Genomic DNA, 12,416 nt, shown 5'->3' on the forward strand with positions numbered 1-12,416 from the left:
ACCACGACATCATGATGGGGCATTGCGGCTCAGGCACTTTGCTCTACTCGTCGTCCTCATCGTCGAAGTCGACGTTGGGCACAACATCAATCGGATCGTCCGAGAGCTCATCTCCTGCGTGAGCAAATTCGCCCACGCCGAGCTTTTCGAAGATCTTGCGCTCGATTTCGTCAGCGATTTCCGGGTTCGCCTTCAAATGCAGACGCGCCTTTTCCTTACCCTGACCAAGCTGGTCGCCCTCGTAGGTAAACCAGGCACCGGACTTCTTCACAAACCCGTTTTCCACACCGAGGTCAATGATGGAGGACTCCCGGGAAATGCCCTCACCGTAGATAATGTCGAATTCGGCGATCTTGAACGGCGGGGACACCTTGTTCTTCACGACTTTTAGCTTGGTGCGGTTACCGATGGCATCCGCACCATCCTTCAAAGTCTGAATGCGTCGCACATCGCAGCGAACAGAAGCATAGAACTTCAGCGCCTTACCACCAGTGGTGGTTTCCGGGGAACCGAACATCACGCCGATCTTCTCGCGGAGCTGGTTGATGAAGATTGCGGTGGTACCCGAGTTCGACAGAGCGCCGGTCATCTTACGCAGCGCCTGGCTCATCAGGCGGGCCTGCAAACCAACGTGGCTATCGCCCATCTCGCCTTCGATTTCGGCTTTGGGGGTCAATGCAGCCACCGAGTCAATGACGATGATGTCAATCGCACCGGAACGCACCAGCATGTCAGCAATTTCTAGCGCCTGCTCACCAGTATCTGGCTGCGAGACCAGCAGATCATCGGTGTTGACCCCCAGCTTGCGGGCGTATTCAGGATCCAGCGCGTGCTCGGCATCGATGAACGCGGCAATTCCGCCAGCCTTTTGGGCTTGTGCCACCGCGTGCAGTGCAACGGTGGTCTTACCCGAAGACTCCGGGCCATAGATCTCGACCACACGACCGCGGGGAAAACCACCAATGCCCAACGCAATATCGATAGCGGTGTTACCCGAAGAAATAGCCTTGATCGGCGGACGGGAATCATCACCCAGGCGCATCACAGCGCCCTTGCCGTAATCCTTTTCGATCTTTTCAAGTGCTGTCGCTAGCGCCTTTTGACGATCATCGCCAGCAGCCTGGGCAGTCTTGGTGGCTTTCTTAGCAGCCATAGTGTTTTTCAAACCCTTCGTTAAAGATTGTGGTGTGTTTTTCGCTTTCCCCACCGGGGACTGCGACGGGTTACACGGTAGTCAACGGCCCGCCAATGCCCGAAACTATACACGCTCATGTGTTCGATTAACAAGCGAACACGCGGTTAAGGTTAAGCCGATTGAACTGCATGGATAGTTTTAACAGTGCAAAGTGTTCGAACACCTTTATCGCCTTGTTCGAACACGTCCAGCAGGTGGTGAAACATTGCTCTCCACCATAGTCAGCACCCAGGCCCATAACGCGCTGCACGCGCTATATCCACAGCAAAACACCGAGCGATTGAGTCCTCAGCTGCACAGTTCCACACCGTCACGGGCTACGCCTTGCCGAAAACTAAGCTAAGCCCTTACCTGCCATCCTGGAATACCGGTCGCTACAACGCGACTTTTACTCGTCTGGACCCAGCCACCGCTCTTTTGGAACATCGAAATCCTTGCACAACTCGATCCAGATCTCCCGCGGATCAACCCCCTTGTCTAAAAGGTTGGCCGGAGTATCGCCTAAGGAAGCAAGCACGTGGCTAGTGACGATGAAGCCGCCGTGCGCGCCACCAAATTCTGCGGCGATGAGATCGTGAAATTTCTGCAAGCGCATGCTGGCATTATATTAGCCCGCCATGACTACCCCCATTTGTCCAAGCACCCCACCCCTGAACGCCGTTCATTTTCGCGTTCTAGCAGGCCTACATGCCAGAATGAGGACATGAACAAATCCACCCAACGCACCATCGCAACGGTCGCTGTTTTCGCCGCGCTCATCATCGCCTCAGGTCTGGTATCCATCCCCTCCCCCGTCGGCGGTGTCCCCATCGTCCTCCAAAACGCTTTTTGCGTTCTCGCCGGGCTCATCCTCGGCCCCAAGCGAGGCTTCTACGCCGTACTGGCCTTTTTCACCCTCGGCCTCATCGGCATTCCCGTTCTCCCCGGTGGCCGGAGCATCCTCGCCGCCCTACCCGGCCCCAGCGGTGGCTACCTGATCGGATACCTCGTATCCCCGCTGATTGCCGGCGCCGTGTCAGCCCCGTTCCTCGCCCGTCGCTCCAAAGGCGCACTAGCAGCCGGCGCAGCCATCGCCTCCATCGCAGCGATTTTGGCCCAATACGTCTTCGGCGTCATCGGTCTTGTCTGGCGAGTTGGCCAAACCCTCGGCGCAGCCATCACCGCACAGGCAGCCTTCCTGCCCGGCATGGCCATCAAGGTGGTGCTGCTCACCCTAGTCACCGTCGCAGTCCTGCGCGCCCTCCCGGACACCCGCACCGCCGCCGCCCGTGGTTAACGTCAGCTTCAACGGCGTCAACTACCAACCCCCCAACGTTGACCACCCACTCCTTGAGGACATCACCACCACCATCACCGAGAAAAGGGTGGCAATTATCGGCGCAAACGGGGGAGGAAAATCCACCTTCGCCCGCATGATCAACGGGCTCTACTCCCCCACCAGCGGGCTCGTCACCGTCAACGGATTAGACGCCACCACAGACGGCAAAAAAGTGCGCCAAAAAGTCGGCTTCGTCTTCTCCGACGCCGACAATCAAATCATCATGCCGACAGTGCTTGAAGACGTCGAGTTTTCCCTCCGCAAGAAAATCAAAAACAAAGCCGAGAGAAAAGCCCGCGCCCTAGAAGAACTCCACCGCTTCGGCCTGGAGACACGTGCCGAACAATCACCCCACACCTTATCGGGCGGACAAAAACAACTCCTCGCCCTGACCTCCGTGTGCGTCATGCGCCCCGAACTGGTCATCGCCGACGAACCCACCACCCTGCTCGACCTCAAAAACCGACTCATCCTCAAAGACGTCTTCGAAACACTCGAACAATCCATGTACGTCGTCACCCACGATCTCGACTTCATCAAAGATTTCGAACGAGCCCTCCTCATCGATCAGGGGCGCATCATCGCCGACGACACCGTCGCCTCGGTCACCGACTTCTACATCCGAAAAATGACCGGAGCATAGCGATGATCCGACACACCCTGGTCGACAACGCCATGCTCGGCACCTACATACCAGGCAGCAGCCCACTGCACCGCATGCCACCAGGGGCAAAAATGCTAGGGCTCATCGCCTTCATCATCGCAACCACCCTCATAGCGAAAACCCCACCAGTAGCCCTCGGCTGCTGCGTTATAGCCCTAGCAGGGTACGCAATGGCGAAAATCCCCGCCCGCACCGCCATTGCCCAACTACTCCCACCCCTGCCAGTTCTGGCCGTACTGTCCCTCGTCACCGGCATCTTCGACTCCTGGGCCAAAGCAATCGCCATCTTCTTCAGCGTTTACGCCTCCATTATCGCGGCGACCCTAGTCACCCTCACCACCACCATCGCCAACATGCTCGACGCACTCGAACGAGCACTAAGCCCCCTGTCAAAACTCGGATTACCCGTCGAAGCCATCACCCTGGTTCTCGTCCTGACCATCCGCATGATCCCCGTCCAGCTCCAGGCAATCGCAGAAGCAATCGACGCAGCCAAAGCACGCGGCGCAGGCCTATCACTAACCGCCGTCATCGTCCCCGTCATCATCCGCAGCATTCGGTGCTCCGCCATGCTCGGCGACGCACTCACCGCCCGCGGAATCGGCGACGACTAGCCCAAAGCGCAAGCCCCTGTGCCCACCACAACGGTGGACACAGGGGCTTTGACGCACTCACACAGCGCACGCGCCACAAGGCACGGCACTGGGATGAAACAGGTGCTTAGTTCTCGCCACGCAGTTCGCGCATACGCTGTGCAACCGCATCCTGATTAGCCGCCGGAGTATCAGTGTTGCCCGTCGGCAAGCTCGACTGCTTCGGCGCAGCATTGAGCTCACCAGACATCTCAGCACGAATCTGCTCCAAACGAGAGTGGCCAGCCATCTGGATACCAGCCTGCTGCACCTCAGCCATGCGGCCCTGAACGGAGTTCTCAGCCAACTCAGCCTGGCCCAAGGCGTTAGCGTAACGGCGCTCAATCTTGTCACGCACCTGGTCCAGGTTCGGCGAAGAACCAGCAGCCACAGCATTCATCGAGGTGATGGACTCAGCCACCTTCTCCTGCATCTTGGCCTGCTCAAGCTGGCTGAGAAGCTTAGTCTTCTCCGCGACCTTCTGCTGCAACGCCATCGAGTTACGCTCCACCGCCTTCTTCGCGGCAGTTGCCTGCTGCAAAGCCTGATCGTGCAGCTGCTTGGTGTCCTCCACGGACTGCTCCGCAGTCACCAGCTGAGCAGCGAAAGCCTCGGCAGCGTTTTCGTACTCCACAGCCTTCGTCTCGTCACCCGCAGCGCGAGCCTTATCGGCCAGCTGCAAAGCCTGACGAACCTCGCCCTGGAGCTTCTCAATCTCCCCAAGACGACGATTCAGCTGCATCTCCAACTGACGCTGATTGCCGATCACAGCAGCAGCCTGCTGGGACAGAGCCTGGTGCTGGCGCTGAGCCTCATCGATGGCCTGCTGGATCTGAATCTTCGGATCCGCGTTCTCTTCGATCTTCGAATCGAACAGAGCCATGAGGTACTTCCATGCCTTGCTAAAAGGGTTAGCCATGATGGGTGCTGAAATCCTTCCGGATAGATAATTGAGAAAACTCAAAGACACTGGGCCAATAAGACAAAACACGCCACAACAAACAGCGATGACCCAACGGCCACCAACCACGTGTGGTTTCTACCGCCCAGCGATAAAAGTTGCCTAAACCAGTGTAGTAGCAAATCAACAGGCCGTGCAGAAAAAGCCAAAGGAATCGCTCACACTAGGCAAAAGAAAACCGCCAGCCACACACTAGGGGCCGGCGGAAATCTTCAACTCGCATCTGCACCACAGACGCGAGGACGCATCACACAGCGAAAATACGCGGGCTACACCGCTGCAAGAGTCGGCTCAGAAGCAGCAACAGCCATCGTTCCCGCAGCCTCAATCACAACGTCAGCAACACTGACGCCAAGAGCATGACACACCGAAGCTAAAAGCTCGGAAGACACCTCTTTACGCCCCCGCTCCAATTCGGACAAATAACCGGGGGACACACGGGAAATTTCTGCAAGTTCACGCAAAGTGATGTTGCGCTCTGAGCGAAACGCGCGCAAAGCAGCACCGAGTGCCTCGCGCAGCAGCGGCTCGGTGACCGGACGAGTAACGACCGGTGAATCTAGGAGGGCAGAGTATTTAACCATCACACTCACAAACGATAGGGGGCCGCCTTTTGTTCCCGACGAGCCTACCCGACGGCCTGGAGCAACCGCGAATAAGCCACGATCACTGACTGCAACCGGATCTCAGCCCGGCTGCCACTAAGACCCACTGTATCCTCTGAACCGATTTTTATCTGGGAAAACGAACCACCCACAGACCCCAAAACCTCCACTATCTCCCCCATCGAAGCCGGCTTTGCCACGCAGCCCCGCGGCCCGGAAACAGCAACAAACACCTCCCCCACAGGATGCCCATCCTGCGGCTCAGGCCCCGCCACCCCAGTCAAAGACACCCCAAAAGTCGACCCAAAAGCCTCACGCACACCACCAGCCATCGCCTCCGCCGTAGAGGCGGCAACCGGCCCCTCAGTCGCCAAAACATCCGCCGGAACCCCCGCCACAGACGCCTTAGACTCCGTCGCATACGTCACGAAACCCCCTTTCAAAACCCGACTAGCCCCCGGAATATCTGCCAACGTTGCCGATGCCAACCCAGCAGTCAAAGACTCACAAAAAGCAACCGTCTCCGAACGCTCGCCGAGCACATCAACCACTCGAGCCGCCAGCAATCGAGCCACCCCCGCAAGATCTACTCCCTCAACCGACACCATCAGCGTCTACCGCACACGAGGCTTAGCTGCACGCGGCGAACCCTTGAACGAATCCACCAAATACTGCACGCCAGTAATCACCGTGACCAGCACAGCCGCGTACATCACCAACATGACAACCCAATGCCACGACGCTGCGTGCGGCATCAACAACAAAGCAACAGCCAAAGCCTGCAAGGTGGTCTTAATCTTTCCGCCCTTGGAAGCCGGAACCACCGTTCCCTTGCGCAGCAACACCATTCGCCACAACGTAATGCCCAATTCCCGCACCACAATGACGACCGTGATCCACCACGGAAGAAGTCCCGTCAGATTCAGCGTCACCAACGCCGAAATCATCAACGCCTTGTCAGCAATGGGATCCGCGATCTTGCCGAAATTCGTCACAATCCCCCGGGAACGAGCAATATCGCCATCAAGCTTGTCGGTAATCATCAACAGCACAAAGACGATCAGCGCCCACCAGCGCCACCCATTGTTCTGCCCACCCGCACTCAACACGAGCCAAACAAACAGCGGAATGACAAGAATACGAATACTCGTCAAGACGTTTGGCAAGTTGAGATTGGATGTTCGAGAACTCATAGCTCCAAATCCTACCTGGGTTTACACTTGGAACATGGCTTATGTATCCGTGTTGTACACCTATGACCCAACCAACGAACTTATCGGCAGCAGCCGCCCCGACCACCGTGCCTTCATCGGCACTTTGCACGAACGAGGACTCATCCTCGGCTCAGGCCCATTCACCGGCCCCCAGGGCGGAGCATTGATCGTGCTCAGCCTTCCGGAAGGTCAAGGAATTACCGAAGCCACCGCGCTGATGGACAAAGATCCTTTCTACGTCAACGGCGCAATCGACGGCCGTGAATTCCAGGAGTGGAACCCCGTGATCAATTCGTTCGGCTACGTTCCACCCGCCAGCTAACAGCAATCCTCAACGCTAAGAGCCTTCGCCAAGACTTATGTCTCAGCGAAGGCTCTCAGCGTTTAACTAGCTGATTTATCGAAGCGCTCAGCCAACCTACCCCTGGTAGGAATCCTCGGGGCGGGGCATCGGACGGACCGCACCCATATTCTCGTCGCGCTTCGTCTTCACCAAGGAAGCCACCGTCGTCACAGCCAACACCCCAACAATCACCAAGAGGCTCATCGCGGTCGACACCTCCGGGACATGAACATGTTCACCGGAGTTGATAAACGGCAAGGTGTTTTCGTGCAGAGCATGAAGCAGCAGTTTGACACCAATGAACGCCAAAATGACGCCCAAACCATAGGAAAGGAACACCAAACGGTCCAGGAGACCATCAAGCAAGAAGTACATCTGCCGCAAGCCCATCAGCGCGAAAGCGTTCGCGGTGAACACGATGTAAGGCTCCTTGGTCAGGCCGAAAATCGCGGGAATGGAGTCAAAGGCGAACATCAAGTCAATGAAGCCAATGGACACCAAAACGATCATCAACGGGGTCACCACCCGGCGGCCGTTTTCCTTAGTAAACAGCCGGTCGCTGTCGAAGTCTTTAGACACCGGGATGACCCGGTTGACCATTTTGACGACCGCCATATCCGTCACTGGTTTTTCTTCTTCATCCTTGATCTCGTCAATAACGAGCTTGATCGCCGTGTACAGCAGGAAGACACCGAAGATGTAGAAAACCCAGCTCGCTGCAGAGATAGCGGCAGCACCGATACCAATGAAGATGCCGCGGAAGATCAACGCCAAAGCAATGCCGATGAGCAGCACCTTTTGCTGATACGCGCGAGGCACCTTGAAGGAGCCAATGATCAGCGCGAAGATAAACAGATTGTCGACCGACAGGGAAAGCTCAGTGATGTAGCCGGCAAAGAACTCAATGGCGTGGTCGTGGTTGCCATCAGGACCACCCCACGTCAACCACAGGAATCCGCCGAAGATGCACGCCAAGACGACGTAAAAAATCATCCACCCCGCAGCTTCCTTCATCGTTGGCTCGTGCGGGGAGCGAACGTGGGATACAAAATCAAAAATGATGAAACCGAGCAAAACCACTGCGGTAATGACCCAGGTCAATGCATTAACTTCCATGGATAAACCACAAACCTTCCGGTGGTGAGGACGTCAAAAGATCACAAAGAACACCAACCGGAGGTCTCCCCCAACCGCACCTGCGGCAAAAGCCTCATGCGCGGCCGACTAACCGGGGCACCTGCACAACCGAAAAGGTCTGCGGTGCAACCGTGTTGACGATTAGCCGAAAACGTGGGTGGGGTACTCCCCTCCATGGTTGCCAGACTACCTTACATGGCGAAGTACTTTTTCTTCCTATGCGCCCCACAACAGTTGGGATAAATTGAGGTAGGCCACGACGGTGTACAGCAAACAAGGCTATGGGCAAAAGAACAAGCGCCGCCCTTCCACACTTGTGGGGGCGACGCTTGTCTGCTTTGCAGCTACTTAGAACACATTGTTTGTCGGGTTGGCGTCCACGATATTGGCATCTGAACCGCCCTGGCCCATGTCCTCAAGGTCTTCGACGTGCTTGCCTTCCTTGATGAGCCACAAAACGCTGTCGAGGTCTTCTGGCTTGACCAGCACCTGACGGGCCTTGGTGCCTTCAGATGGGCCAACGACGCCGCGAGACTCCATCAAGTCCATCAGGCGGCCGGCCTTTGCGAAGCCCACGCGCAGCTTGCGCTGCAGCATGGAGACACTGCCAAGTTGTCCCACCACGACCTGTTCCACGGCCAGCAGGAGGTCTTCCATGTCGTCGCCGATGTCGTCGTCGATGTCCTTCTTCAAGGCTTCGGACTGATCTTCAGTCACGCCCTCAATGTAGGACACCTCGGACTGGGCCTTCGCCGCCTCGACCACGGCCTGCACTTCCTCGTCGGAAACATAGGCGCCTTGAATACGCATCGGGGATGCGCCCTGAGGAATGAACAAGCCGTCGCCCATGCCGATGAGTTTTTCCGCACCAACCTGGTCCAGGATGACGCGGGAGTCGGTGGCGGAACTGGTTGCGAACGCCAAGCGTGAAGGAACGTTGGTCTTGATCAGACCAGTGACCACGTCAACCGATGGGCGCTGCGTTGCCAACACCAGGTGGATGCCGGCTGCGCGGGCCTTTTGGGTGATGCGAACGATGCAGTCCTCAATTTCTTTCGGAGCAGTCATCATCAAGTCAGCCAGCTCGTCGACCACACACACGATGAACGGGTATGGCTCGTAGACACGCTGGGATCCGGGCGGTGCGGTGATTTCCCCGGAGCGCACCTTGGCGTTGAAGTCCATGATGTGACGCACCCGCGAGCGCGACATGTCCTGGTAACGCTGCTCCATTTCCTCCACCAGCCAGGCCAGGGCAGCCGCGGCTTTCTTCGGCTGGGTGATGATGGGGGTGATCAGGTGCGGGATGCCCTCGTAAGGGGTCAGTTCCACCATCTTCGGGTCGACCAAGATCAGGCGAACTTCTTCCGGGGTGGCACGCGTCAGCAAAGACACCAGCAGGGAGTTGACGAAGGCTGACTTACCGGAACCAGTGGCACCAGCGACCAGCAAGTGCGGCATCTTTTGAATCGAGTGCGAGATAAAAGCGCCTTCGATGTCCTTACCCAAACCGATCTTCATGGGGTCTGGGTCAGCCAGCGTTGCTGGAGCGTTGAGCACGTCTGCCAGGTGCACCATTTCACGATCCGTATTGGGCACCTCAATACCTACGGCGGATTTACCGGGAATTGGGGCGAGCATACGCACGTTCGCGGTGGCCACCGCGTAAGCCAGGTTGGACTGCAGGCCGGTGATTTTTGAAACCTTCACACCGGGCCCGAGTTCCACCTCGTATCGAGTAACCGTCGGGCCACGGGTATATCCGGTCACAGCAGCATCAACGTTGAATTCCCTGAAGACATCCATGATCGCTTCGATCATGCGGTCATTGGTTTCGCTGTGGTTTTTAGCGGGTGCTCCGGGAACGAGAAGGTCGGTAGAGGGAAGCTCGTAGGATTCTTCTTCCCGGTCGTCTACCAGTTCCGCATCGACAACCGGTCCTTGTTCCTGAACAGGTGCCGGTGCCACCGGCTGCGCGGGCGCGACCGGCGCCGGGCGCGGGGCCGGCGCAGGTGCGGGTTCCTGCGGTGCGGGGCGCTGGGGGGCCTGTGCCTTTGCTTTGTGATGTTGGGCTGCAGTTTCCGTCAGGCTTGCCGTGGCCGTGGAGATGGGGTCAGCGTTCTGGGCAGCTGCGCGCGCCGCGGCGATAGCTTCGGCCGCGGTCATTCCGGCCTGCGCCGCTGCCTGCGCAGTGTTGGCTCCTTCTGCTGCGGCGGCAGTGCCGGCAGCTGCGGCTGCACCAGCCGCCGCCCCAGCAGCAGTGCCCGCGACGCGGGCTGCCCGGCCGGGTGTGTGGCTGCGCGGCTGCGGCTGAGCTTCATCATCGACAGCGCCGATGACTGCGGTGTCATCCCACCCGGTGCTGGTGCGCACCGCCGGCTTGGGCGCGGTGGGAATAACGGTTGTGGCGGTGTCGTCGGCCTCGTTGAGCGGGTACGCCTCGGTGGGCGTGCGCGGCCGACGCGGGGGCTGGGCTGGGGTGTCCTCGGCTTCAGCGCGGAAGGACAAACCCTCATGTTCTACCGGGTAGCGCCCATCGTCGAGTTCGGAATCACGACGCGGCGTACGGCGGCGGCTCTGGCGTGCGGGACGAGACGGTTCGGCGAAGCGCACCTCGGAAGCATCGAAGGAATCGTGTTCCTCCTCGCCATACTCCTCGAGTTCATCATCGACGTCTGAATAGCGATCGTCGTCGAACTCATCGTCGTCGATGTATTCTCCTTGACCCCGATCAGAGGTGAGCATTTCCCTGAGCTGGTCAACGAATTGGCGAACTGTGATGTCGGTGATCTTCAAGGCACCGTAGATGATGACCAAAATGAGGATCGGAATCGCAAGGTACGGGGTGAAACCCGTCGCCAGCGGGCCACCAGCAGCCAATCCCAAGGCACCCCCGGCATCCATACGCTCCGGCCAGGTGCCCGGGCGTCCAGCAAAAATGTGCACCAAGCCCAGGGTGGGGATGCTGATCAAGGCCAGTCCCAACCCAACACGGGTGCGCTCAACCGCGCGCGGGGCGTAGCCCAACATCAACGACACGGCAATACCTGCCAGCAAAATTGGCAGCACATACGCGCCGGCGCCGATTGCTCGGCGCACACCATCAGCAAACATCTGCCCCACTGGGCCACCGACGTCAAACCAGACAGAGCCCACCAAAATGACAGCTAGCCCCAGCAGGGTGAGACCGAAACCATCAGCATGGCCATCAACAAAACGCTCCCGATCCTCAGGGTCGCGATCGTCGACTGAACCCGCAACGCCACGTGTGTTCTCGAGGTCGTCGCTGTCCGCATGTGCGCGGTCGCGGCGTAGCACGCCGGCTGCGCTGCGGGTCGCACCGCCGACGGCATGTGCAGTCATGCTTAAGGCTTTGGAAATTCCAGATCCCACCGCACGAAACGCGCTGCCGGTCCTCTCATGTGAGGTTTCGGCAGCGCGACGTGAAGAACTGGTTGCGACGACGACGGGCGCTTGGGAGCGGCCGCTACGTCGCGCAGGCCCAGTTTTGTTTTTCGCCGTGGAAGCCTTGTGCTTTGTGCTGGTACTTGGCATGGCGCCAATCCTAACGCCCAAACCACATCAGTCACAGACGGCACACGCGATATCCGCCGAAAAAAATGTGGTCAAGTCCTATGGCTAGACCTTTGCCCTTTGCGGATAGGCAACATGAGCAACCCACCGACAGAGAAAACACCCTAGTTTTAGATGGAAGATCGGCGAATAACGCCGTACTCATCACTGACCTTTACGGTGGCCACATCCCGCCCATAAGCCCACAGCACGATCTCCCCCACCGGGCCAGCAACATGGGCGACGTTCGCCCCGTTTGTGCTCACACCTGCCTTATCAGCTGCGACCACTCGGGACAGCCCATCAGGAACCACCACCACGGGAGCCTGGGATGTCGACAACAGCCGCGGAATGATCATTTTGGCGGCAGCCCACAGTTGACGTTGTTGGGCCACAGTTAATGGCAGGGGTTGAGCTTTCATACCTGGCTGCGCACGTCGCACATCTTCGTGGTGCACAAAGTGCTCCACGGTATTCAGTGCCTTATCGAGGACTTGAAAAAGCCCAGACGGACCTGCTGCCCAGCGATCGACCACCGCATCGTAATCTTGGGCTGCCAGGCGGGCACTGACTTTGTCCAGATGACCAGACAGTAAAGGAACAAACATCCCTACCGCCGCATCCGGGCGAGTTTCACGTAGCACTAGATGCACAGCGAGATCCCTGGTGGTCCACCCTTCGCACAACGTTTGCGCATCCGGCCCCAAATCGTGAAGAAGCCGGGCGAGTGAAGCACGCTGATCAGATGCAAAAGTCATGCCTTTAACCCTACCC

The 12,416-nt window shown here is 58.1% G+C and carries 13 protein-coding genes; 4 read left to right on the forward strand and 9 right to left on the reverse strand.

From position 1 onward, the window contains the following. Positions 1 to 43 precede the first annotated feature (43 nt). On the reverse strand, positions 44 to 1,153 hold the full coding sequence (recA, locus tag CAQU_RS07300; RefSeq protein WP_075726515.1) for a recombinase RecA: 1,110 nt from the start codon (positions 1,151 to 1,153) through the stop codon (positions 44 to 46). Between the two features lie 430 nt (positions 1,154 to 1,583). Beyond that, a complete protein-coding gene (locus tag CAQU_RS07305; RefSeq protein WP_075726517.1) occupies positions 1,584 to 1,790 on the reverse strand; it encodes a DUF3046 domain-containing protein in 207 nt (68 codons plus the stop codon). Positions 1,791 to 1,898: 108 nt separating this feature from the next. Here CAQU_RS07305 and CAQU_RS07310 point away from each other — a divergent pair, with 108 nt between their 5' ends. The 3 genes from CAQU_RS07310 to CAQU_RS07320 are packed head-to-tail and all read left to right on the forward strand — an operon-like array spanning position 1,899 to position 3,791. Then, positions 1,899 to 2,471 carry a biotin transporter BioY gene (locus CAQU_RS07310; RefSeq protein ID WP_075726519.1) on the forward strand — a complete coding sequence of 191 codons (573 nt, stop codon included), beginning with the start codon at positions 1,899 to 1,901 and terminating at the stop codon, positions 2,469 to 2,471. Then, positions 2,464 to 3,156: an energy-coupling factor ABC transporter ATP-binding protein gene (locus CAQU_RS07315; protein ID WP_075726521.1), complete on the forward strand. Its 693-nt coding sequence runs from the start codon at positions 2,464 to 2,466 to the stop codon at positions 3,154 to 3,156. The genes CAQU_RS07310 and CAQU_RS07315 overlap by 8 nt, the downstream gene beginning before the upstream one ends. Before the next feature lie 2 nt (positions 3,157 to 3,158). Next, a complete protein-coding gene (locus tag CAQU_RS07320) occupies positions 3,159 to 3,791 on the forward strand; it encodes an energy-coupling factor transporter transmembrane component T family protein (protein ID WP_245797226.1) in 633 nt (210 codons plus the stop codon). A 106-nt stretch (positions 3,792 to 3,897) separates the two neighbouring features. Here the strand turns inward: CAQU_RS07320 and CAQU_RS07325 are convergent, their stop codons facing one another. The 4 genes from CAQU_RS07325 to pgsA form a co-directional block, all read right to left on the reverse strand. Further along, positions 3,898 to 4,728 carry a PspA/IM30 family protein gene (locus tag CAQU_RS07325; RefSeq protein ID WP_075726523.1) on the reverse strand — a complete coding sequence of 277 codons (831 nt, stop codon included), beginning with the start codon at positions 4,726 to 4,728 and terminating at the stop codon, positions 3,898 to 3,900. Between the two features lie 311 nt (positions 4,729 to 5,039). Then, complete coding sequence (locus CAQU_RS07330; RefSeq protein ID WP_075726525.1) at positions 5,040 to 5,354, reverse strand: helix-turn-helix domain-containing protein; 315 nt, start codon at positions 5,352 to 5,354, stop codon at positions 5,040 to 5,042. A 44-nt stretch (positions 5,355 to 5,398) separates the two neighbouring features. Next, entirely contained in the window at positions 5,399 to 5,950 is a 552-nt protein-coding gene (locus tag CAQU_RS07335; protein WP_245797227.1) for a CinA family protein, read from the reverse strand. 39 nt (positions 5,951 to 5,989) lie between these two features. Next, positions 5,990 to 6,568: a CDP-diacylglycerol--glycerol-3-phosphate 3-phosphatidyltransferase gene (gene pgsA, locus CAQU_RS07340; RefSeq protein WP_075726529.1), complete on the reverse strand. Its 579-nt coding sequence runs from the start codon at positions 6,566 to 6,568 to the stop codon at positions 5,990 to 5,992. A gap of 34 nt (positions 6,569 to 6,602) precedes the next feature. Here pgsA and CAQU_RS07345 point away from each other — a divergent pair, with 34 nt between their 5' ends. Next, positions 6,603 to 6,911, forward strand: coding sequence for a YciI family protein (locus CAQU_RS07345; RefSeq protein ID WP_075726531.1), 309 nt, complete (start codon positions 6,603 to 6,605; stop codon positions 6,909 to 6,911). Positions 6,912 to 7,007: 96 nt separating this feature from the next. On the opposite strand, the gene CAQU_RS07350 is transcribed toward CAQU_RS07345, so the two are convergent. The 3 genes from CAQU_RS07350 to CAQU_RS07360 form a co-directional block, all read right to left on the reverse strand. Then, positions 7,008 to 8,048 carry a TerC family protein gene (locus tag CAQU_RS07350; RefSeq protein ID WP_075726533.1) on the reverse strand — a complete coding sequence of 347 codons (1,041 nt, stop codon included), beginning with the start codon at positions 8,046 to 8,048 and terminating at the stop codon, positions 7,008 to 7,010. 369 nt (positions 8,049 to 8,417) lie between these two features. Beyond that, positions 8,418 to 11,462: a DNA translocase FtsK gene (locus tag CAQU_RS12425; protein WP_425429690.1), complete on the reverse strand. Its 3,045-nt coding sequence runs from the start codon at positions 11,460 to 11,462 to the stop codon at positions 8,418 to 8,420. Between the two features lie 311 nt (positions 11,463 to 11,773). Beyond that, positions 11,774 to 12,400 (reverse strand): TIGR03085 family metal-binding protein, encoded by a 627-nt coding sequence (locus CAQU_RS07360; protein WP_245797228.1) that lies wholly within the window; start codon positions 12,398 to 12,400, stop codon positions 11,774 to 11,776. Between the last annotated feature and the right edge of the window lie 16 nt (positions 12,401 to 12,416).

Origin of the sequence: Corynebacterium aquilae DSM 44791 (genome assembly GCF_001941445.1) — a bacterium.
Lineage (GTDB): Bacteria > Actinomycetota > Actinomycetes > Mycobacteriales > Mycobacteriaceae > Corynebacterium > Corynebacterium aquilae.